The sequence below is a fragment of the Mycobacterium sp. SMC-14 genome, assembly GCF_046250075.1.
Taxonomy (GTDB): domain Bacteria; phylum Actinomycetota; class Actinomycetes; order Mycobacteriales; family Mycobacteriaceae; genus Mycobacterium.
Map to the genome: position 1 here is coordinate 3,445,403 of NZ_CP176429.1, position 21,320 is coordinate 3,466,722.

Here is a 21,320-nt window from a genome sequence, read left to right on the forward strand (position 1 = left end):
CCTAGAGCCTCAAAGTTGAAAGGCGTTGTCGCTCAGTGGTGCGCCGGTGGGCAGCCGGCAAGCTTGCCGTGCGCATTGTTGCCCCAGGAAGTGGTGTAGCCGTTGGTGCCTCGATGCCGCAGATCCCGATCGGCCGGCAGCAGCACTTCCCGCATGACGGTGCGGTACGTCGGCTCGGGCATGCCGCTCACCCTACCGGGCCCGACACACATTGCGCCAGGTCAACGGGGTCGCGACCGGATCGCACGCAGCATTGAAAGGCCCCAACGACACATCGGCCACAACCGTCGGGGGCTGTGGCCGATGTGGCTTGGTGACGCGGGGTCGCTACCCGCTCAGCTGACGCCGAGCATCGCAAAGATGCCCAGATCGTCCAGGAAGGCGGTCAGCGTGGTGGCATCGGTCACCGGGTCGGCACCCGTGCCCAGCAGGGCGGTCAACAGGGCTCCCAGCGTCTCGTCGCCCAGGACGCCGCTGCCGTCCGGGTCGGCGAGCGTGCCGCCGACAACCATGCCGTCGACGAACTTGTCCCAGCCCGCGTCGAGCTGCTCGGGGGTGATTCCCAGCAGGCCGCCAATAGTGGCGTCTTGCATCCCGTTCTGGTCCAGAAGGCCGTTCAGCGTGGTGGTGCCGTCGATTCCCATCAGGACGTCGAGCAGCTGCGCCACCGTCATCTCCGGCGAGAAATCGGTGAACGGGATGTTCAGCAGGCCGGCGAACTCACCGAGACCGAGGTAGCCCAGCAGCGTGCCGAGTTCCGTGGCGGCGCCGTCGCCACCGATGAAGCCGCCGATCAACGTGTCGATCGGGATCGAGCCCAGTGGAGCCCCGCCGAAATCGACATCGTTGAGCAGGGCGGTGATGTCGGTGGAAAGCATGCCCAAGGTGGCGGCGTCCAGAGTCATGCCGTCCGGGTTCAGCGCCGCCAGCAGGGCCGCCAGGCTCGACGTGGTGGAGATGTTGTCGCCGAATATCCCCAGGACCTGACCCATGTTGCCGAAGTCGAGGGCGTTCAGCAGGCTCTGCAGGCTCTCGCTGAACGTCGGGAAAGCGGCGGTCAGCATGACCTCGTGTTGTACCGACGCGGTAAGGCCGGCGGTAATCGTCGGAGCGACAGCCGTACCGCCCAGCAGAGCCGTACCGGCAAAAACAGTTCCGGCCGCTAGGGCGCCGACTTTGACCACAAAGCCGCGCGCCCCTATCGGTGCGGCAACAGTGGAACAAGTAGACATGAATAGGTCCCCCTTCTGGGATCGAACATTAAGACGATGCGATTCCCACATCATCATTAACTTATTATGGGCTCAGGCTTGTGTCAACGGTTTCATTAGCCGATTCCCTCGAACCAGCAACGCTTGCTCACAGCAAATTTCCAGTTCATCCGGTTGGCGGCCCACGGTGGGCAACGACCACGGGTAATGCAGCGCCGGCCAGAGAGTCGCCCGCCGGCAGCAAGAAGCTCAGACTTTTCTCGGCATTTTCAGCCCAGCCGAACGCGGCGCACAACCAGCCAATACCTAACCGACATTAACATCCGTTCGTAACAGACAATCGGTATGGAATTTACGGGATAAAAATACTTGAGCTATTTTGCGGCATGGAGCGAAATGCGCACGGGGCGATATATTTCGCCCCAGCAAATTAACAGGTGCGTTTATCGCGCGTCGATTCCAGGCAAAAAAGCCACGTCCGGTCCGCGGGGACAGACCGGGCGTGGCGAGAAGGGCAGGGCCGCTACGGGGCCAGCAGACCGAAGGCTTCCAAGAAGTCGGTGACCAGCGTGTCGCCGGTGATCGCCAGGGTGCTGCCGTCGGGCAGGAAGCTGGCCAGGAAGGTGCCCAGGCTCTGCTCACCCCACGTTTCGCCGGAGGGGTCGAGTAGCGTCCCGCCGAACGGCAGGCCGTCGAGGTACTTGTCCCAGGTCTGGGCGGGATTCAGGGTGAACAGCAGCGCCAGGGTGGCGTTGTCCATGGTGGTGCTGTTGGTGGAGCTGACGGGCAGGATGTGCAGATATTCGCCCAGCGTGTAGGCGCTACCCGCCACCACCGTGGTCGAGCCGAGACCCGAATACGCGTGTTGGGTGACGTCGGCGGTGGGAACAGTCAGTATCGCGCTCAACCAATCGACCAGCGAGCTGTTGACCGTCAGATCGGGATGGCTGGTGATGTTGAGGAGTGCGCCGCAGGCCAAAGTGCAGTTCTCCACGTTCAGGTTTTCCAAGCCCAGCGCGTTGATCATGCTCGCGAACTGACCGAGCAGCGTTCCCAGGCCCACCGCGTTGGCCAGGTCCGTCAGCGAATGCGTTCCGGCGCCGTCGCCCAGAACGACATCCACCAGCTCACCGAGGTCCACGTTGCCGATCGGCACGCCGTCCACCAGGAACAGGCTGCCGGCGCCCAGCAGCGACTGCACGGCGGCGTTGGAGCTGTAGAGCGGCTCGGTGAGCGAGACCCCGAAGATGTCCGCGATGCCCGCCAGGGTGGTGGCGTCGGGGTTGAAGGCGGCCAGCAGCGCCGAGACGTCCGAGCTGACACTCAGCGGAGTGGTGGTCCCGGGCACATCGCCCAGTGCAGCCAGCACCTGGTTGAGGTCCCCTAGCGACATCGTGTCTAGCAAGGCCTGCAGACTCTGCGTGAACGTCGGATAGGCCGTCAACACCACATCGTGCTGCGCCGACGCGGTCGGCAGGCTCGAGAGCCGCGGCCCGAGTGCACCGGCACCGAGCAGCCCCGCCCCGGCGACGACGGCAGAAGCGACTAGCGCGCCGCCCCTTACGGACAGCTCACGCGAGTGCCACCCCCCGATCCCACCCGACATGAGCCGCCCCCCTTCCCCACGCCCGGATCCCCCATGTGATCCAGCTCATGGGCAGAAAGTAACCCCGCCAGAAATGTGTGTCAAACACATGTGAATGCTGATATCAGCCTAAATGATCGGAAAGATTCCCTGAATCATACCCGCAGTAATGAAGTCCTGTTCAGGTAAGCGGAATCGGCTCCAGTATTTCGGCCCTCGCCTCGGGGGCGCTTACTCGCAGCGCATCCGCCGATGCGTCGTCGGGCTGCTCCTGCGAGAGGATCTCGGCTTCCACCCGTGCGGTGTAGTTGGCCACCTCGCGGTCGACGTAAGCGTCGTCCCAGCCGAGCACCGCCGCCATCACCTCGGCGACCTCGCGCGCACAGTTCACCCCGCGGTGGGCGTACTCGATGGAGATCCGGGTCCGCCGGGCCAGCACGTCCTCCAGATGCAGAGCGCCCTCCGCGACGGCCGCATAGGCGACTTCCACCTTCAGGTAGGTGGGCGCCTCGGCGATCGGGTCCAGCAGATCCGGCTGACCGTCGGCCACCGCCAGCACGTCGTGGATCAGCGAGCCGTAACGGTCCAGCAGATGCCGCACTCGATACGGGTGTAGACCCTGGTGGGCGCCCACATGCTCGGCCTGGTTGACCAGCGCGAAGTAGCCGTCGGCGCCCAACAGCGGCACCTTCTCGGTGATCGAGGGCGCCACCCGCGTCGGGATGTACTCAGCGGCGGCGTCGATAGCGTCGGCGGCCATCACCCGGTAGGTGGTGTACTTGCCGCCGGCGATGGCCACCAGGCCCGGCGAGGGAACGGCGACCGCATGCTCGCGCGACAGCTTCGAGGTGTCGTCGTTCTCCCCCGCCAGCAGCGGCCGCAGGCCGGCGTACACACCCTCGATGTCGGCGTGGGTCAGTGGCGTGGCCAACGCGGTGTTGACGTTGGTCAGGATGTAGTCGATGTCGGCCTTGGTGGCCGCGGGATGGGCCAGGTCCAGATTCCAGTCGGTGTCGGTGGTGCCGATGATCCAGTGGGTGCCCCACGGAATGACGAACAGCACCGACTTCTCGGTCCGCAGAATGATCGCCGCTTCCGACACGATCCGGTCCCGCGGCACCACGATGTGCACGCCCTTGGAGGCCCGGACATGGAACCGGCCACGCTGGCGCGAGAGCGCCTGGATCTCATCGGTCCACACCCCGGTGGCGTTGACCACGACGTGTCCACGGACCTCGGTGACTGCGCCGTCCTCGGAGTCGCGGACCCGCACCCCGGTCACCCGGTCGCCTTCGCGCAGCAGCGCGACGACTTGGCTGGAAGTGCGGATGACCGCCCCGTAGTGCGCCGCGGTGCGTGCGACGGTCAGGGTGTGGCGGGCGTCGTCGACGACGGTGTCGTAGTAGCGGATGCCGCCGATCAAGGCGCTGCGCTTGAGTCCCGGGCACAGGCGCAGGGCTCCAGCGCGAGTCAGATGCCGTTGAGCGGGAACCGATTTCGCGCCGCCCAATTGGTCGTAGAGGAAGATCCCGCTGGCCACGTATGGCCGCTCCCACCACCGCCGGGTCAGGGGATACAGGAACGGCAGTGGCTTGACCAGGTGTGGTGCCAGGGTGGTCAGCGACAGCTCGCGTTCATGCAGCGCCTCGCGCACCAGCCCGAACTCCAGCTGCTCGAGGTAGCGCAGGCCACCGTGGAACATCTTGGAGCTTCGGCTCGACGTCCCGGCGGCGAAGTCACGCGCCTCGACCAGCGCCACCTTGAGGCCGCGCGTAGCAGCATCGAGCGCGCAGCCGGCGCCCACCACACCAGCGCCGATCACCACTACGTCGAACTGCTCACTGCCCAGTCGTTCCCAGGCTCGTGCTCGTTGGTCCGGTCCCAGCGTGCTCACGTGTGCCAGGCTACGTGGCTGCCCGGCCGAACACGCTGTGACGCTCGCTTCAGCACCGCGCTCAGTCGAGGTCGTCGTGCGTCATCAGCCGGCGGGCCGCTTCGGTGAGCGAGCCCGACAGCGACGGATACACCGCCAGCGTCTGGGCCAGGTCGGCGACGGTGATCCGGTTCTGCACCGCCAGCGCGATCGGCAGGATCAGCTCCGAGGCGATCGGGGCCACCACCACCCCACCGATCACCGTGCCGGTGGCCGGCCGGCAGAACAGCTTGAGGAACCCGTAGCGCATCCGGCTCATCTTGGCCCGCGCGTTGGTCTGCAACGGGAGCATGACGGTGCGGGCGGGCACCGTGCCGTCATCGATCTGAGACTGCGGCACCCCCACCGCGGCGATCTCGGGGCGGGTGAACACCGCGGCGGCCACCGTGCGCAGCCGGATCGGGGCCACCGCATCGCCCAGCGCGTGATACATCGCGATCCGTCCCTGCATGGCCGCGACGGAAGCCAGCGGCAGCAGTCCGGTGCAGTCACCGGCGGCGTAGATGCCGGGCACCGACGTGCGCGACACCCGGTCCACCTGTAGGTAGTTACCAGGTCCGAGCTCGATCCCAACCCGCTCCAGGCCCAGTCCGGAGGTGTTGGGCACCGACCCGACCGTCATCAGCGCATGGCTTGCCGCCACGGTGCGGCCGTCGGTCATGGTGACCAGCACGCCGTCGCCGGAGCGGGTCACCGAGGCGGCCCGGGCGTTCTTGACCAGCGTGACGCCGCGTTCGGCGAACACACTCTCGAGCACCCGCGCCGCGTCGGGATCCTCGTGCGGCAGCACCCGGTCGCGGCTGGCCACCACCGTCACCTTGACCCCGAGTTCGGTATAGGCGTTGGCGAACTCCGCGCCGGTGACCCCCGAGCCCACCACCACCAAGTGCTCGGGCAGCGTGTGCAGGTCATAGAGCTGGCGCCAGGTCAGAATCCGTTCGCCGTCCGGCTCCGCACCGGCCACGATGCGCGGGCTGGCGCCGGTGGCGATCAACACCACGTCGGCGTCGAGCACCCGTTGCGCACCGTCGTGCTCGGTGACCCGGACTCGGTGATGCGCCAGGCCGGGTTCGGGGTCGATCAGCTCCCCGTGCCCGGCGATGACCTCGACGCCGGAGTTGAGCAGCTGGGTGCGGATGTCGGCGGACTGCGCCGCGGCCAGGGATTTCACTCGCTCGTGGATCTTGTCCAGCTCGATCTCGGCATCGGTGAAGTGGATGTCGAAACCCAGGTGCGGGGCGCGCCGCAGCTCGGTACGGACCCCGGACGAGGCGATGAACGTCTTGGACGGCACGCAGTCCCACAACACGCAGGCGCCGCCGAGGCCGTCGGCGTCGACCACCATCACCGATACCGCATCGGGCCCCTTGGCCGCCGCCACCAGCGCCGCCTCGTAGCCGGCCGGGCCACCGCCGACGATCACGATGCGCGTCGAGGGAGAAGTCACAGCGACTAACCTATCTGCAGCGCTGCGTTTAAGATTTCTGCCGTGCCGCTCTACGCCGCCTACGGGTCGAACATGCATCCCGAACAGATGCTGCAGCGGGCTCCGCACTCCCCGATGACCGGCACCGGCTGGTTGCACGGCTGGCGCCTGACGTTCGCCGGCGAAGACATCGGCTGGGAGGGCGCCCTGGCGACCGTGGTCGAGGACCCGGACTCGAGTGTTTTCGTCGTCCTCTACGACGTGACTCCCGAGGACGAGAAGAACATGGACAGCTGGGAAGGCTCGGAGTTCGGGATCCACAAGAAGATCCGCCTCCGGGTGGACCGGGTGGACGGGATCACCTCAGATCCGGTCGACAGCGAGCCCGCGCCCGTGTTGGCGTGGCTGTATGTCGTTGATGCCTGGGAGCGCGGGCTACCGTCGGCGAGATATCTGGGCGTGGTGGCCGAGGCCGCCCAGATCGCCGGTGCCCCAGACGAATACGTGCGAAACCTGCGGACCCGTCCGGCCCGCAACATCGGCCCCGGGTCCTAGCGCCTCTCTATGTGGTTTTGGCGCGAGTGTGCGTGTTTGTACCGCGACACGCCGCCGTGGTTGTCCAACTGTGCACCCTCGCACACGGCAGCCCGGGTCAGGCGGCAGCGCGCCACCGCGGTCCCCAAGCAGACCGCAACGTGGGTGCCTGTCGCCAGGTCCAGCCCACGTAACCGGAGCTCGGTCGTGATTCGTCCCTAGCCATAGATTCCGTACCAAATCTTTTGCAGAGGGCCGTGTCTCAGCTCTGCGTCAAATCCGCGGCGGGTCAGGAAGGTCAGCGCCTGGGCGGACGTAACCACGCCGCCCTGGCGATCGAGTAGTTGGTGCAGTCGTTGATCCATGCGGCCGATCGTCGACGCCGGCAACGAAAGCCGGCTCCCCCATTCGGCCCGGCCGGCCCCAACTGTGGACAACGGCCGGACTGTGCAGTTTCTCCACCCCGCGAGGGTGCATCGTTGTACGCAATCTGCGGCGTGTCGGCGTGCAAACACGCACCCTCGCGCCAAAAGGGGGCGCGCCAAAGGAGGCCTAGAGCAGATCGGTCTGGTCGACGACGCCGGCCATCACCCGCACGCCGACTGCCAGCGCCCGCTCGTCGAGATCGAACGTCGGCTGGTGCAGGTCCAGCTGCGGCCCGCTGCCCGGCCACACGCCGAGTCGGCCCATGGCACCGGGCACCTGCTCCAGATACCAGGAGAAGTCCTCCCCGCCGCCGGACTGCTGGGTCTCCGCCAGCACCTCGGGCCCGATGGCCTCGATCGCGTGGGTCAGCATCCGCGTCGACACCGCTTCGTTGACCACCGGCGGCACTCCGCGGTGGTAGTTCAGCGTGTGCTCGATGTTCAGCGGCTCCAGCAGGGACGCGACCGCCTCCTCGACGATGCCCTCCATCGCCACCCAGGTGTCCCGGCTGGCCGTGCGCACCGTTCCGGCCAGGCGCCCCGACTGCGGTATGGCATTGGCCGCGGCGCCGGAATTCACCGCGCCCCAGACCATCACCGTGCTGTTACGCGGGTCGATGCGCCGGGACAACACACCGGGCAGCCCGGTGATCAGCGTGCCCAACCCGTAGACCAGGTCTGCGGTCAGATGCGGTCGCGAGGTGTGTCCGCCGGGACCGCTGACGGTGATCTCGATGGTGTCGGCCGCCGAGGTGATCGGCCCAGGAATCGTGGCCACCCGGCCGACCTCCAGCCGCGGATCGCAGTGCAGCGCGAAGATCCGGCTGACCCCGCTCAACACGCCCGCGGCGATCGCATCGATCGCGCCACCGGGCATCAGTTCTTCCGCGGCCTGGAACACCAGCCGCACACCGACCGGTAATTCTGGCGCCGAAGCCAGCGCCAGCGCCGCACCCAACAGGATCGCGGTATGCGCGTCGTGGCCGCAGGCGTGCGTCACCCCCGGCACCAGCGAGGCGTACGGCGCCCCGGTCTGTTCGGTCATCGGCAACGCGTCGATATCGGCTCGCAATGCGACGCGCGGCCCATCCTCTGGACCAAAATCGCAGGTCAGACCGGTTCCACTGGGCAACACCTTGGGGTTGAGTCCGGCGCTGGCGAGGCGTTCGGCGATGAACTGAGTGGTGGCGAACTCTTGGCGACTCAGCTCCGGGTGCCGGTGCAGATGCCGTCGCCACGCCACCAATTCCTCGGCATGGGCGGCCAGCCACGCCTCGACGGCGTGCGACACGGGAGTTGGAGACATTCAGGCAGTATCCCATCGCGGCGCGCTATTAAACTCAGTGGCTGTGACGGTACCGCTGGCAACTCAGGCGGCCGCGGTCGTAGCCCGGCGCACCGGCGTGCAGACGCATGACGTGGCGGTCGTGCTCGGTTCCGGTTGGGCGCCCGCGGTGGCAGCCCTCGGCACCGCGACTGCGAGCCTGCCGATGGCCGACCTGCCCGGGTTCAGCACGCCGACCGCGGCGGGCCACACCGGCGAGCTGGTGTCCATGCAGATCGGCACGCATCGGGTGCTGGTCCTGGTCGGCCGGATCCACGCCTATGAGGGTCATCAGCTCGTCGACGTCGTGCGCCCGGTACGCACGGCCGTCGCGGCCGGGGCCAACACCGTGGTGCTGACCAACGCGGCCGGCGGCCTGCGGACCAGCTACCACGTCGGCCAACCGGTGCTGATCAGCGACCACCTGAACATGACCGGGCGCTCCCCCCTGGAGGGCGCACACTTCGTCGACATGGTCGATGCCTACACCCCGTCGCTGCGCGCGCTGGCTCACCAAGTCGACCCGTCGCTGGCCGAGGGCGTCTATGCCGGGATGGCCGGCCCCCAGTACGAGACCCCCGCCGAAATCCGGATGCTGCGCACCCTGGGCGCTGACCTGGTGGGCATGTCGACCGTGCACGAGGCGATCGCCGCCCGGGCGGCCGGGGCCCAGGTCCTGGGCCTGTCGCTGGTGACCAACCTGGCGGCCGGCATCACCGGTGAGCCGCTCAGCCACGCCGAGGTGCTGGCCGCGGGTCGGGAGTCGGCGGCCCGCATGGGCGCGCTGCTGGCCGACGTCATCACCCTGCTGCCGGCGCCCTCAGGTCAGTAGCTCACGCCCGAGCTGTGCCGCATCCGCGGCCACATGGTTGCCCAGCTGCCCACCGGCTGCTCGCACAGGTAGATCTTCGCGGCGCTCTCCCCGTTGCGCACCCCGGTGGGGAACCGGATCGACGTCAGGTAGGTGACGTGCCGCCAGTACTGGGTCAACTTCACCACGGGAAATCGCCCGACGCACAGCACGGTGTCGGCGCTGCCGGCCGGCGGACCCCACTGGGCGTAACTGCTGTCACCGCTGACCACCGGACGGTTGATGCCGGCCGCCGGCCCGAGGACGCGCAGCGCCGAGGCTTCGCCGTAGTTGCTGGTGAAGATCGGCACGTCATCGGGCAGCGGAGCCGCGGCAGCCGCCACATCCTCGACGAATCGCGGCCATCCGTAGGTCTCCATCGGGATCGGATTGACCTTGCGCAATGTGGTGGCGTTCGCCGGCGGCAACACCGGTAAGCAGAACACCACCGCGCCGGCGAACAGTGCGACCAGTGCAATCGCCCAGCCTCGCGGAGGCCGGTCACGATCCTGGGATTCAATACGCACTGCCCCGGCGGCGAACAGCGCCGCGAGCGCCGGCCCGGCGTAGTAACAGCGACCGCCGGTGACGATGCACAGCACCAATGCCACCACCGGCACCACCAGGACCCAGCGGTACTTCCGGGCCTCGTCGGAAGCCAGCCAGTGGGCACCGATCGCCCACAGCAGCACCAGTAGCGGGCCCGCGTACAACAGCAGCAGCAGCGGCAGCTGGGTCAGCGATCCCGCCGGGCCACCCATCCGCACCGACATCGCGTGGGCGAACGTCAGACTCGGCCAACCATTCCCGGCCTGCCAGATCAGGTTGGGGACCGCCAGGGCCACCGCCACGGCGCCGGCCAGCCAGGGTCCGGCCGTGCGCAGCGCGTCGCGGCGGAACATCGCCAGACCTACGGCGATACCGATGAGCAGCAACGCGACCGTCTGCTTTGTTTCCAGCCCGATACCGGCCACCACACCGGCCGGCAGCCAGGCCAGCACCGTTGCGATCCGCAACGCCCGCGTCACCAGCAGCAACACCGCGATCCAGATCAGCTGGTCGACCACAGTGGTGCCGAAAAACATCGCCGCACCCATGAACAGCGGGCTGGCCGCGACGGCCGCCGCCGTGATGACCTGGGCGATGCGCCGTCCACCGAATTCGGCGGCCAGCAGGGCCGCCAACACGATGCAGCCCAGGTGAACCGCGATGGCCAACAAGCGAAGCCCCAACAAGCCACCCAAGGCGGCAACCCGGGCCAGCAGCGGCACCAGCGGAGGATGGTCGAAGTATCCCCAGGCCGGGTGTTGGCCGCAGATCACGTAGTAGAACTCGTCGGGGTGCCAGCCGTAATTCAGGGCGAAGGCGCCGTGGACGGCCGCCGCTACGGCAACCACGATGGCTACCGGCACCAGCGTTCGTCGACTCACCGACGGGGCAGTTGAACGACTCACCAGCGAGGATGTCGAACCAGCCACCGGCACTCCATTGTCACGTTGGGCACAAACCCCGGCATCGTAGCAAGTAGTTGACACATGTCGAGTTACCGCTTGCCACAATCAACGGGTGACCCCCGAGGACTGGATCGCCCACGACCCCGACCCCGCGACCGCCGCGGAACTCCGCGCCTGCAGCCCCAGCGAGCTGGCCGCCCGGTTCGCCGCACCGTTGCGGTTCGGCACCGCCGGGCTGCGCGGGCCGGTGCGAGGCGGACCGGACGCGATGAATCTGGCTGTAGTGCTGCGCGCCAGCTGGGCGGTGGCCCGGGTGTTGTCCGCACATCGGCGCAGCGGCTCGACGGTGGTAGTCGGCGGCGACGCACGTCACGGTTCTGCGGAATTCGCGACCGCGACAGCCGAAGTGTTTGCTGCGGCCGGATTCTCGGTATTGGTTCTCCCCCAGCCGTGCCCAACGCCGGTGGTGGCGTTCGCGGTGCGCAACACCGGCGCCGCGGCCGGCATCCAGATCACCGCCTCACACAACCCGGCCGCAGACAACGGCTACAAGGTGTACTTCCACGGCGGCGTGCAGATCGTTTCGCCGACCGACACCGAGATCGAGGCGGCGATGGCCGACGCCCCTCCGGCCGACGCAATTGCCCGCCGACCCGTTACGCCGGCCGGAGATGAGTTGGTCACGCGCTACATCGGGCGGGCCGCCATGGTGCGGCGGCACGGCGGTCGGGTTCGGGTAGCTCTGACGCCGCTGCACGGCGTAGGCGGCAAGGTGGCGGTCGAGGTCCTACGCGCCGCGGGGATTGCCGATATCCATACGGTGGCAGCCCAGTTCGATCCGGATCCGGATTTTCCCACGGTGGCGTTCCCCAACCCGGAAGAGCCGGGGGCAACCGACGCGCTGCTGAAGCTGGCCGCCGAGGTCGACGCCGACGTCGCGATCGCATTGGACCCAGATGCCGACCGCTGCGCGGTCGGCATCTGCGGCCCGCGCGGCTGGCGGATGCTGACCGGCAACGAAACCGGTTGGCTGTTGGGCGATTACCTGCTGTCACGACTGCCGGCGAGCCGGGCGGCCGGCACCGTGGTGGCCAGCAGCGTGGTGTCGTCGCGGATGCTGGTGCGGATCGCGCAGCGCTACGGCGCCCGCCATGTGGAGACGCTGACCGGCTTCAAGTGGCTGGCACGCGCCGATAACGGTCTGCCGGGCGCCACTTTGGCTTACGCCTACGAGGAGGCGATCGGCTACTGCGTCGACCCGGAAGCGGTGCGCGACAAAGACGGCATCAGCACCGCGGTGCTGGTCTGCGATCTGGTAGCGGCGCTGCGGGATCGAGGCAGCTCGATTCCCGAAGCACTCGACGTGCTGGCCCGTCGGCACGGTGTGCACGTCACCGACGCGGTGTCGCGCCGGGTCGCCAGCCCCGCCGAGGCGGCCGCGGTGATGGCCCGGCTACGTACAGACCCACCGGGTTCGCTGGCCGGATTCGCCGTCACCGCAAACGATCTGCTGCACCGCGGCGGACCGGTAACCGACGCGCTGGAGTTCACCGGCGAGCGCGCCGGTAGCTCGGTGCGGGTGGTGGTGCGACCGTCGGGGACCGAGCCGAAGCTCAAGTGCTATCTCGAGGTAGCTCGGCCGCCGTCGGATGACCTTGCCGGGGACCGCGCCGAGGCGCAGCGGGTGTGTGCGGCCGTCGCCGATGCGGTCCGTTCCTGGTAGCACCCATTCGCCCCATTCGTTACCAGCCGCGGCACCCGACTCAGCCGCCACCAGCTCGGCAGGGTGTGATGATTGCCCGCCTTTGAGCGACAGCGGGCGTCGAGTGGGCTGACTCCGCCAACGCAACAACGTTTGATGCTCCTATAGACGTCAAGCCGCGGTTTGGTGGGTGGTGGGTTGTTGGCGTAGGTGTTTGGTGAGGGTCCAGATTTCTCGGATGAGGTGGCGTTTGAGGCAGCGCATGATTTCGGGTTTGGTTTTGCCTTCGGTGATACGTCGGGCGACGTAGGCGCGGGTGGGTTCGTGGTATTTCATGCGGACGACGACGATGCGGTGCAGTGCGGCGTTGGCGCGGCGATGCCCGCCTCGGTTGAGCCGGTAGCGGAGGGTTTTGCCGCTGGAGGCCGGGATCGGGCAGGTGCCGCAGAGTTTGGCCAAGGCGGCTTCGTTGCGGATACGTTCGGCGTTGTCACCGAGTGCCATCAGCAGCTCTGAGGCGTTGTCGGGGCCGATCCCGACCGCGGCGGTCAGCTGCGGGGCGATCTGTTTAATGAGGGTGCCCAGTAGCTTTTCGTGCTCGGTGACTTCGTCGTTGAGGGCCAGCCAGCGTTGGGCGATGGCCCGCAGACTGTATTTGGCTGCTGCGGTCACCGAGGTGGTCGGGCCCGGCCGGAGGCTGGCGCAGCGGCGCAGCAGGGCCATGTTGGGCAGGGGTTGGAGGGTTTCGCGTAACTCGGCCGGTGCGGTGATCAGCACGGCCTTGAGTGACTGCATGGCTGTGGTGCGGGCTTTGACTGCGGCGTTCTTGGCGACTTTGATGTGCCGGATCATCTCCACCGTGCCGTCGTCGGTCTTGGGGATCGCCTCGGTGTGGCCGGCTAGCACCGCGCGAGCGGCATTTTCGGCGTCGAGCAGATCGGATTTGCCGCGGCGATGGCGGTCTTGGCGGTTGGGTCGCATCACCTCCACCACATCGCTGCCGCTGCGACGTACCGCTGCGGCCAGGCCGCGGCCATAGGAGCCGGTGCCTTCAATCCCGAAGCTCGATGCGGTTCCGAACGTGCCGGCCCAGTCGATCAACGCGCGATATCCGCTGGTGTTCGCATCGAAGGTGGCCGTGGCCAATAGGGCGCCACGTTCATCGAGGACCGCCGCGGCGTGCAGGTGTTTATGGGTGTCGACACCGACGATGACTCGACCACCGGGGACTTGTGTTGGCATGATTGGTATCGCGACCTTTCAGCAGGGTTGTGACGCTGGCCGGTCGGGCCGGACAAGACTGTGATGGGACCTGAATTCCGGTCAGGCTCCTATGAGGTCACTGCCCGCCCGGTCAGCACCAGGGGCGCGACTGCCGAGCAGGCGACAGATCAAATCAAGGACACCCGCAAAGACGGGGTCAGTCGCTCAAGTGGGTCAGCCCGCCCGACAGCCACTCAAATCTTCACAGTCGCTCAAAGACGGGCAACATTCACATACTCGCCCGCCGGTTACGGGTGTGACGGTGGGGATCTCAGCGCGGCCCGAACTGGCGGTCGCCGGCATCGCCGAGGCCCGGAACGATAAAGGCGTCCTCGTTCAGTCCGTCGTCAACGGTGGCGGTGAACAGCCGCACCCCCGGAGCCGCTTGGGCCAGCGCCGCAACGCCTTCCGGTGCCGCCACCACGCACAACACGGTGATGTCGGTGGCGCCGCGGTCGATCAGCAGTCCCAGGGTGTGCACCAGCGAGCCGCCGGTGGCCAGCATCGGGTCGAGGACCATGACCGGAGTGGTGCTCAGGTCCGTCGGCAGCGATGCCAGATAGGGCACCGGTTGGTGGGTGGCCTCGTCGCGCGCCACGCCGACGAAACCGACGTCGGCCTCGGGGATCAGGGCGTGCGCCGCGTCCACCATTCCCAGCCCGGCGCGCAGCACCGGCACCAGCAGCGGCGGTCGCGCCAGCCGCGCCCCGCCGGTGTCGGTCAGCGGGGTGCGCACGGAGATGTGCTCGCGGGGCACGTCACGGGTGGCTTCGTAGACCAGCATCCAGGTCAGCTCGCGCAGCGCCGACCGGAACGCTGCGTTGTCGCTGCGCACGTCGCGCAGCGCGGTCAACCGCGCCGCGGCCAACGGGTGGTCGACGACGCACACATCCACGCCTGGGACCCTACGGGTCATGCGCCGAGGAAGTTGAGGATCTCGAAGGCCACCGCACCCATCTCCAACATCGGCGCCAGCGAGATCAACGGCTCGCCGTTGAAGACGGCGTCGGGGCCCAGCCAATCGGCGACGTTCAGCGACACCGCCAGCTCGTTCCAGGCGTCGAGGAGATGGGCGTCCACGGCATTGGTGAGGTGATAGCCGGTCAGCAGCGCGTCAACGAACGAATCCGACAGCGGGGACAACCCAGCGAAACCCAGCAGGTCATTGACCGGGTCGACGAAGCTGTGCACGGCGGCATACTGCAGTCCGGCCAACATCTGCAGTGGGTCCATTCGCAATACGAAACCGGCCACATCGGAGCCGTCGGCCAGCTGGCCGCCGGCGGTGACGGCCCAGGGCCCGACGGCATCGGTGCCGTTGATCCCTACGAAGGGGTCGCCCGGATTGCCGTAGCCCCAGTCGATGACCAGTTTCAGCATCGGCGCCAGCGCATCCCCGATGACCTTGCCCACGTCACCGAGCTGGTAGATCGGCCACAGGATCGGCAACTGCTGGGGAATCAGATAAAAGTCGGTGTCCCCGATTCTGCCGAGATCGATGGTCTCGGCCAGGTTGTCGAAGTCGACGTAGGAGAAATGCACGGTCGCCGTACCGATCAGCGCGTTGATCATGGCCAGCAGGTTGGCGGGATCCTGCGGGAAGTTGGCCAGGCCGTCGTACTCGCCGGTGTAGCTGTCGGTGTCGAAACCGCTGGTCGGAGTCGGCCCGATGCTCAACGGGATGCCCAGAAACGGCAGGTGCACCGGCTGGTCGCCCAACAGCGGATACGCCGGGAATCGGGTCAGGACACCGCCGAGCGGGTTGTTCGGGTTGCCGATCAGCACGAAGTGCAGGTTGGCCGGGTCATACCCGCCACCGAGCTCGCCGGGTCCTGCCGCGAGCAGGTTGATCATCTCCTGGGTGGAGATGGTGGCGCTCTGCGAGTAGCCGAAAACCGTGACGCGGTCGCCGTCGGCCAGCTGTGGCGCCAGCGCGGCGTGCAGGATCTGCACGCCGCTGGCTACTGACTCGGCGAACGTCAGGTAGGGGTTCGGCGGCGGCAGGCACACCAGCGGACAGAACTGCTCGGGAGTGACCAGGCCCTCGAACTGATAGCCGGGAAACGTCGGCTGCCCCGGAAACCACGGCGTGGCCGGCTGCAGGAACAGGTCCAACACTGCGTCCATGTAGCCCCCGACCGTGGGGTCGGGAATGCTGGTCGGCCCCATGATCCAGCCTTCGTTGCCCAGCAGTGCGACGTCGCGCCGATCTGCCGTGCCGATTCCGGGCGCCGACCCCGGCCCGCAGGTCACCGAGAGCACCGACGCCGCCACGAGCAGTGCTGCTCCCAGCGAGCGTCGGTGCTGCATCGGGTTACGCGTCGAGCAGGTTGATCAAGCTGAAGCCCACGCCGACCAGGTCCAGCAGCGGCTGAGCGGAGATCAGCGGCGCACCGTTGAAGATGGCGTCGGGGCCCAGCACGTCGAGCACGTTCCACTGGGTGGCCAGGTCTTGCCATCCGGTGAGCAGGGCTTGGTCCAGGCCGAGCGTCAGGTTGTAGCCCGACAGCAGCGTGTCGACGAACGAATCCGACAGCGGGCCCTGCCCGGCGAAGTCCAGCAGGTTGTTGATGGTGTTGGTCAGGCTCTGCACGCCGGCGTATTGCAGGCCGGCCAGCATCTGCAGCGGGTCCATCCGCAGCAGGAACCCGGCGGCGCCGGTGTCCTCCGACAGCTGTCCGGTCGCGGTGACCGCCCAAGCGCCGGCCGCGCCGATCGGGTCGACACCGTTCACCGTGATCCCGGCGTCCGGGGCCCCGGGGTTGCCGTAGGACCAGTCGATGAACGTCTTCAGGAGGGGCGCCAGCGCGTCAGCAGCGAACTTGCCGATGTCGCCGAGCCCGTAGAGCGGGCCGAGGATCGGCAGCTGCTCAGTGGGCAGCATGTAGAAGTCGTTCGATCCGATCGAACCGAGGTCGATGACGTTGGCGAGGTTGTCGTTGAAGTAGGCACCGTGCACCGCCCCGATCCCCATGATGGCGTTGAGGACGGCCAGCAGGTTGGTGGGGTCCAGCGGGAAGTTGGACCAGCCGTCGTACTCGGTGCTGTAGATGCTGGCCGAAAAGTCCGTCGGACCCGCTCCGATGCCAACCGGGATACCCAGGAACGGGATGTGCTGCATTCCCCCGTCCAGTCCGTCGGCGAAGTGCAGCCGACTCAGAATGCCGCCGATCGGGCTGTTCGGGTCGCCGATCAGCACAAAGTGCAGGTTGTCCGGGTCGTAGGCACCGCCCGGTACGTCGGCGAGCAGCTTCTGCATCGCCAGGGTGGAGACCACCGCGCTCTGCGAGTAGCCGAACACCGTGACGTCGTCGCCGGCCTCCAATTGTGGGCGGATCGCAGCGTCCAGGCTGGCCGCGCCCTGTGCGAGTGAGTCCGCGAAGTTCAGCTGCGGGACCGGCAGCGGCTGGCAGACGATCGGGCAGAACTGCTCCGGGGTGACCAGCCCCTCAAAGTTGTAACCGGCGAACGTCGACTGCCCGGCGAACCACGGCGCCGTGGGCTGCAGGTAGAAGTGCCGCACCACGTCCATGTAGTTGCCCACCGTGGGGTCGGACTGACCGGTGCCGGTCATGATCCAGCCCTCGCTGGCCAGCAGCGTGACGTCGGCGAGCATCTTCTCGATCCGGGACGCCAGCGCCGGACTCAGCAGCGATGACACGCCCAGGAGAACGGCGCACAGCGCGGCCAACAACGCCGTCCCGAAAGGATGCACTCGCTTAATCGTCATCGCAGACCTCCCGGGCCGGATCGAATATGTCCTCAGCGATCAATTTCCCCCACCTGACAAGATCACATTAATCTATTAGGTGGATTTCAGCGTTGACCTTCATTGAGAAAACGCGTGTTGTCAAATCGATGACAATCGACCTGGCTTTTGCTCCGGGCGGGTCGGTCTACGCGCCGAAGAAGTTAAAGAGGCTGAAGCCCAGACCGATCAGATCCAGCAGCCCGTCGCCGGGCAGCCCGGCCCCGCTCAGCAGGGCGTCGGGGCCCAGGACGTCGCTCAGGTCCAGCGAAGCGGCCAGGTCGCTCCACCCGTTGATCAGGAACTGATCGATGGAGTTGATCAGGTCGTAGCCGGTGATGGTCTGCAGGAAGTCGGTGATGCCGGTGATGGTGCTGATGTCAGTGGCGCTGAGGGCACCGCCGTTGGCGGCAGCCGCGACGTCAGCCCACGGGCCGACGAGGCTCTGGATCAACGCATTCTGGACACCGGCCAGCATCTGCAGCGGGTCCATCCGCTCGAACAGGCCCATCACGCTGGAGCCGTCGTACAGCTCACCGGTCGGTGTCATCGCCCACGGGCCGCCGGCCACCCCGAACGCCTGCTGGTAGGCGCTGCCGCTGATGAAGTCACCGGCCGGGATCTGGTAAAGCCCGTTGACGGCCGGGTCGCCGGCATTGCCATAGCCCCAGTCGATGACCAGCCTGGCCCACGGTGAGAAGAAGTCGCCGAAGAACTGCCCAGCAGTCCCCCCGTTGAACATGAACTGCAGGATCGGCAGGTTCTGCGGAATCATGTAGAAGTTCGCGTCGCCGATCGTGCCGACGTTGATGGCGCTGGCCAACTGCTCTGCGGTGTAGTCCGGGTAGTACGGGTGCACGGTGCGGATGCCGATGAGGGCGTTGATGACGGCCAGGATGTTGGTCGGGTCCTGCGGGAAGTTGGCCCAGCCGTCGTACTCACCGGTGTAGATGTCCGACGCGATGTGGTCGGTCGGGGTGGCGCCCAGGCTGAGCGGAATGTTGACGAACGGCAGGTGTTGGTCGTCGGGGAATTGGAAGCGATCGAGGATCCCACCGATCGGATTGTTCGGGTCACCGATCAGCACGACGTGCATGTTGTCCAGCTGATCCAGGGTCGGGTAACCGGCGGTCCCGGCGCCCGCGATCAGATTGTTCATCTCGATGGTCGCGATGGCGGCGCTCTGCGAGTAACCGAACACCGCCACGTTGTCGCCGGCCAGCAGCTGCGGCAGGATCCCCTGATTCAGCAAGCCCACACCGGCGTTCAGCGACTGCCCGAAGTTGAGCGCCGGCTGCCCGGGGATGCACACGAACGGGCAGAACTGCTCCGGGGTGGTCAGGCCCGCGAAGGTGTAACCGGGAAATGTCGGCTGGCCGGAGAAAAGCGGCGACGACGGCTGCAGGTAGCCGGCGAGGATCTGCCCCAGGTAGGGGCCGACGCTGGGATCGGGCACACCGGTGCCGCTCATGATCCAGCCCTGGTCGGCCAGCAGCCGCAAGCGGATCGCCAGCTGGTCCACGCCGTAGGCCACCGCCGAGGACAACGCCGATGTCAGGCCCAGTACCGCGGCGCACAGCACCGCCAGCAGCATGGCGCCCGCCGGGCGCAACCGACCAGTCGTCATGGCGACCTCCCCCGGCCCCGGATTTCCAACAGCAGCGACGCTAGCCATCCGGCGGAAGCCGCCAACCCGATCACCGCAATATTCAGGATTCTCTCATCCGCGATGCGGGCCGGCGTGGCGCCGATCCCGGCGCCAATCCCGGCGCAATCCCGCCTTCAGGCCCCGCGGGCTGCATCGTTATTCTGTGCGCCATGGCAGCTGACCTCGTACCGATCCGCCTCGCGGTGACCGATGGTGACCGTTACACCCTGTGGGCGCCGAGCTGGCGCGACTCCGGTGACGAGTGGCAGGCGTTCCTGGGCAGGGACGAAGACCTCTACGGTTTCGCCACCGTGGCCGATCTGGTGGCATTCGTGCGGGTCAACGTCAACAACGACCTGGCCGACCACCCCAGCTGGCCGCAGCTTGTCCAGGCCAACGCCCACAAGCTGGACCCGGGCCGGGGCAGGCAGTATGACCTGATCGCGGTCGAAGAACTGCTGACCGAGAAGCCGACCAAGCAGTCAGTCCAGTCGCTGGCCCAGGCGATGGAGATCGTCTCGGCGATCGGATCGGTGTGCGACCTTCCGGCGGTGACCAAGTTCTTCAACGGCAACCCCAACCTGGGGTGGCTGGCCGGCGGCGTCGACAACTTCGCCGGTCGGGCCGGCCGCAAGCGCTGGGAGACGATCGCCGAGATCATCGGCCGCAACTGGGGCGGTGTGTTGGCCGCCGTTGAAGAGATCATCAGCACGCCCGACGTCGACGCCGCCGCGGCCTCGCGGGCGGCCGATGAGCTGGCCGCAGACGCCCCGGCCGAACCAGAGCCGGCGGAGGACACCGAGGACACCGAGGACACCGACGAGCAGGACGGCGACGACGAATCGGCCGCCGCGGCGACCGAGCGGGCCTCGGGAGACCGCGTGGTGCTTGGCGGCGACGCGAACTTCTGGACCAAGGTCGGCATCGACCCGATCCGGATCATCACCGACAACGGGACGTTCTTCACGCTGCGCTGCTATCTCGGGGACCAGCCGGTGTTCCTGGGCCGCAACGGCCGGATCAGCGTGTTCGGTTCCGAGCGCGCTCTGGCCCGATACCTGGCCGACGAGCACGACCACGACCTGTCGGATCTGAGCACCTACGACGACATCCGGACCGCCGCCACCGATGGTTCCCTGACGATCGACATCACCGATGACAATGTCTACGTGCTCTCCGGGATGTCCGACGACATCACCGACGGGCCGGACGCGGTGGACCGCGAGCAGCTCGACCTGGCCGTCGAATTCCTGCAGGACGTTGGCACCTACGCCGAGGACGGCGTGGTCGCCGACACCCTCAAGCCGGACCGTCCGCTGGGCCGCATGGTCAGCTACGTGCTCGACCGGGAATCGGTGAACGAACCGCAACGCCCGTACGCACCCGCCGTCAAGGAATGGGAACAGCTCGAACAGTTCGTGCAGTCGCGACTGCGGCGCGAATAACGATTTTCCGCCCGGCCGCGCCTACCGCGACGTGCGCGGTACTGCGGAAATTCACTGGAAATGCGGCAATCATTTGCCTCATTTCACTGCCGAGTGGTCATATTCACGACTAACATCTGGCCCGATAACACTCGGGCCGAGCCGTGCGGTTTGCGGGGGCCTTCCAATTCGAAAGGACTACACATGCGCAAGGCAACACAGCGGGCCGCAGCAGTATCCGCAGCAGTTTTGGGAGTCGCGCTGATCGGCACGGGTTGCAATGGCACCGCCAAGGAGAAGACCAGCGAAGCGCTCAGCTCGGCCAGCTCGGTCGCGTCCTCGGCCAGCTCGGTGATCTCGTCCGCGGTCAGCGCCCCCTCCGAGGACGAGAGCGCCGCCAGCTCCACCGTGATCACCGGCGCCGACGGCAAGGAGTACACCGTCGCCGGACCGATCCTGGCCAAGCTCGACTCACTGGACGCGACCGCCAAGCAGGACCTGGGCGAGCCCACCGGCGCGGAGCAGAAGAACCCTGACGGCGGCATCTACCAGCAGTTCGACGGCGGCGTGATCGTTCACACCACCCGGTCCTACGTGGTGTGGGGCAAGATCCGCGACAAGTGGAACGAGCTGGGCGGTTCCCAGGGCAAGCTCGGCTACCCGACCAGCGACGAGACCACCAATGCTGACGGGTCCAAGCAGACCACCTTCGAGCACGGCATCATCACCTGGAAGCAGGGCGACGCCGAGGCCACGGTCACCGAGCACTGATTCGGTGGATCGAAGGCCGGGC

Annotated in this window: 17 protein-coding genes; 5 read left to right on the forward strand and 12 right to left on the reverse strand. The window is 67.2% G+C overall.

Going from position 1 to position 21,320, the window contains the following annotated elements; all coding sequences use genetic code 11:
• Positions 1–32: 32 nt before the first annotated feature.
• From ACKY0W_RS16390 to ACKY0W_RS16410, 5 genes are all read right to left on the reverse strand, one after another.
• Positions 33–182, reverse strand: a complete 150-nt coding sequence (locus tag ACKY0W_RS16390) for a hypothetical protein (protein WP_409434923.1) — start codon at positions 180–182, stop codon at positions 33–35.
• A 153-nt stretch (positions 183–335) separates the two neighbouring features.
• Complete coding sequence (locus ACKY0W_RS16395; protein ID WP_409434924.1) at positions 336–1,232, reverse strand: hypothetical protein; 897 nt, start codon at positions 1,230–1,232, stop codon at positions 336–338.
• 502 nt (positions 1,233–1,734) lie between these two features.
• Entirely contained in the window at positions 1,735–2,817 is a 1,083-nt protein-coding gene (locus tag ACKY0W_RS16400) for a hypothetical protein (protein WP_409434925.1), read from the reverse strand.
• Positions 2,818–2,977: 160 nt separating this feature from the next.
• Positions 2,978–4,690: a glycerol-3-phosphate dehydrogenase/oxidase gene (locus ACKY0W_RS16405; RefSeq protein ID WP_409434926.1), complete on the reverse strand. Its 1,713-nt coding sequence runs from the start codon at positions 4,688–4,690 to the stop codon at positions 2,978–2,980.
• A gap of 61 nt (positions 4,691–4,751) precedes the next feature.
• Positions 4,752–6,176: an NAD(P)H-quinone dehydrogenase gene (locus ACKY0W_RS16410; RefSeq protein ID WP_409434927.1), complete on the reverse strand. Its 1,425-nt coding sequence runs from the start codon at positions 6,174–6,176 to the stop codon at positions 4,752–4,754.
• 42 nt (positions 6,177–6,218) lie between these two features.
• Between ACKY0W_RS16410 and ACKY0W_RS16415 the strand changes: the two genes are divergently transcribed.
• Positions 6,219–6,710, forward strand: coding sequence for a gamma-glutamylcyclotransferase (locus ACKY0W_RS16415; RefSeq protein ID WP_406758017.1), 492 nt, complete (start codon positions 6,219–6,221; stop codon positions 6,708–6,710).
• A 531-nt stretch (positions 6,711–7,241) separates the two neighbouring features.
• On the opposite strand, the gene ACKY0W_RS16420 is transcribed toward ACKY0W_RS16415, so the two are convergent.
• Positions 7,242–8,420, reverse strand: a complete 1,179-nt coding sequence (locus tag ACKY0W_RS16420; protein WP_406782421.1) for a M20 family metallopeptidase — start codon at positions 8,418–8,420, stop codon at positions 7,242–7,244.
• A gap of 37 nt (positions 8,421–8,457) precedes the next feature.
• Between ACKY0W_RS16420 and ACKY0W_RS16425 the strand changes: the two genes are divergently transcribed.
• Entirely contained in the window at positions 8,458–9,270 is an 813-nt protein-coding gene (locus tag ACKY0W_RS16425; protein ID WP_409434928.1) for a purine-nucleoside phosphorylase, read from the forward strand.
• On the opposite strand, the gene ACKY0W_RS16430 is transcribed toward ACKY0W_RS16425, so the two are convergent.
• Complete coding sequence (locus ACKY0W_RS16430; RefSeq protein WP_409434929.1) at positions 9,264–10,718, reverse strand: glycosyltransferase family 39 protein; 1,455 nt, start codon at positions 10,716–10,718, stop codon at positions 9,264–9,266. The genes ACKY0W_RS16425 and ACKY0W_RS16430 overlap by 7 nt on opposite strands.
• A 136-nt stretch (positions 10,719–10,854) precedes the next feature.
• Between ACKY0W_RS16430 and ACKY0W_RS16435 the strand changes: the two genes are divergently transcribed.
• A complete protein-coding gene (locus ACKY0W_RS16435) occupies positions 10,855–12,465 on the forward strand; it encodes a phospho-sugar mutase (RefSeq protein WP_409434930.1) in 1,611 nt (536 codons plus the stop codon).
• A 150-nt stretch (positions 12,466–12,615) separates the two neighbouring features.
• Here ACKY0W_RS16435 and ACKY0W_RS16440 read toward each other — a convergent pair whose 3' ends face one another.
• The 5 genes from ACKY0W_RS16440 to ACKY0W_RS16460 all read right to left on the reverse strand — a co-directional run bounded on the left by ACKY0W_RS16440 (position 12,616) and on the right by ACKY0W_RS16460 (position 19,082).
• Entirely contained in the window at positions 12,616–13,686 is a 1,071-nt protein-coding gene (locus ACKY0W_RS16440; protein ID WP_409434931.1) for an IS110 family transposase, read from the reverse strand.
• A gap of 292 nt (positions 13,687–13,978) precedes the next feature.
• Positions 13,979–14,602 (reverse strand): uracil phosphoribosyltransferase, encoded by a 624-nt coding sequence (gene upp / locus ACKY0W_RS16445; RefSeq protein WP_409434932.1) that lies wholly within the window; start codon positions 14,600–14,602, stop codon positions 13,979–13,981.
• 17 nt (positions 14,603–14,619) lie between these two features.
• Complete coding sequence (locus ACKY0W_RS16450) at positions 14,620–16,017, reverse strand: PE-PPE domain-containing protein (protein WP_409434933.1); 1,398 nt, start codon at positions 16,015–16,017, stop codon at positions 14,620–14,622.
• Between the two features lie 4 nt (positions 16,018–16,021).
• Positions 16,022–17,437, reverse strand: coding sequence for a PE-PPE domain-containing protein (locus ACKY0W_RS16455; RefSeq protein WP_409434934.1), 1,416 nt, complete (start codon positions 17,435–17,437; stop codon positions 16,022–16,024).
• A 166-nt stretch (positions 17,438–17,603) separates the two neighbouring features.
• On the reverse strand, positions 17,604–19,082 hold the full coding sequence (locus ACKY0W_RS16460; RefSeq protein ID WP_409434935.1) for a PE-PPE domain-containing protein: 1,479 nt from the start codon (positions 19,080–19,082) through the stop codon (positions 17,604–17,606).
• A gap of 191 nt (positions 19,083–19,273) precedes the next feature.
• On the opposite strand from ACKY0W_RS16460, the gene ACKY0W_RS16465 reads away from it, so the two are divergent.
• Both ACKY0W_RS16465 and ACKY0W_RS16470 read left to right on the forward strand, forming a co-directional pair.
• Positions 19,274–20,548 (forward strand): primosomal protein, encoded by a 1,275-nt coding sequence (locus tag ACKY0W_RS16465; protein WP_409434936.1) that lies wholly within the window; start codon positions 19,274–19,276, stop codon positions 20,546–20,548.
• 183 nt (positions 20,549–20,731) lie between these two features.
• Positions 20,732–21,298 carry an LGFP repeat-containing protein gene (locus tag ACKY0W_RS16470; RefSeq protein WP_409434937.1) on the forward strand — a complete coding sequence of 189 codons (567 nt, stop codon included), beginning with the start codon at positions 20,732–20,734 and terminating at the stop codon, positions 21,296–21,298.
• The last annotated feature ends 22 nt before the right edge of the window (positions 21,299–21,320 follow it).

Excerpts from the sequence above, each read along its gene's own strand:
- ACKY0W_RS16390 (WP_409434923.1), bottom strand. The coding sequence starts at position 182 with ATGCCCGAGCCGACGTACCGCACCGTCATGCGGGAAGTGCTGCTGCCG.
- ACKY0W_RS16395 (WP_409434924.1), bottom strand. The coding sequence starts at position 1,232 with ATGTCTACTTGTTCCACTGTTGCCGCACCGATAGGGGCGCGCGGCTTT.
- ACKY0W_RS16400 (WP_409434925.1), bottom strand. The coding sequence starts at position 2,817 with ATGTCGGGTGGGATCGGGGGGTGGCACTCGCGTGAGCTGTCCGTAAGG.
- ACKY0W_RS16420 (WP_406782421.1), bottom strand. The coding sequence starts at position 8,420 with ATGTCTCCAACTCCCGTGTCGCACGCCGTCGAGGCGTGGCTGGCCGCC.
- ACKY0W_RS16440 (WP_409434931.1), bottom strand. The coding sequence starts at position 13,686 with ATGCCAACACAAGTCCCCGGTGGTCGAGTCATCGTCGGTGTCGACACC.
- ACKY0W_RS16450 (WP_409434933.1), bottom strand. The coding sequence starts at position 16,017 with ATGCAGCACCGACGCTCGCTGGGAGCAGCACTGCTCGTGGCGGCGTCG.
- ACKY0W_RS16455 (WP_409434934.1), bottom strand. The coding sequence starts at position 17,437 with ATGACGATTAAGCGAGTGCATCCTTTCGGGACGGCGTTGTTGGCCGCG.
- ACKY0W_RS16460 (WP_409434935.1), bottom strand. The coding sequence starts at position 19,082 with ATGACGACTGGTCGGTTGCGCCCGGCGGGCGCCATGCTGCTGGCGGTG.
- ACKY0W_RS16465 (WP_409434936.1), top strand. The coding sequence starts at position 19,274 with ATGGCAGCTGACCTCGTACCGATCCGCCTCGCGGTGACCGATGGTGAC.
- ACKY0W_RS16470 (WP_409434937.1), top strand. The coding sequence starts at position 20,732 with ATGCGCAAGGCAACACAGCGGGCCGCAGCAGTATCCGCAGCAGTTTTG.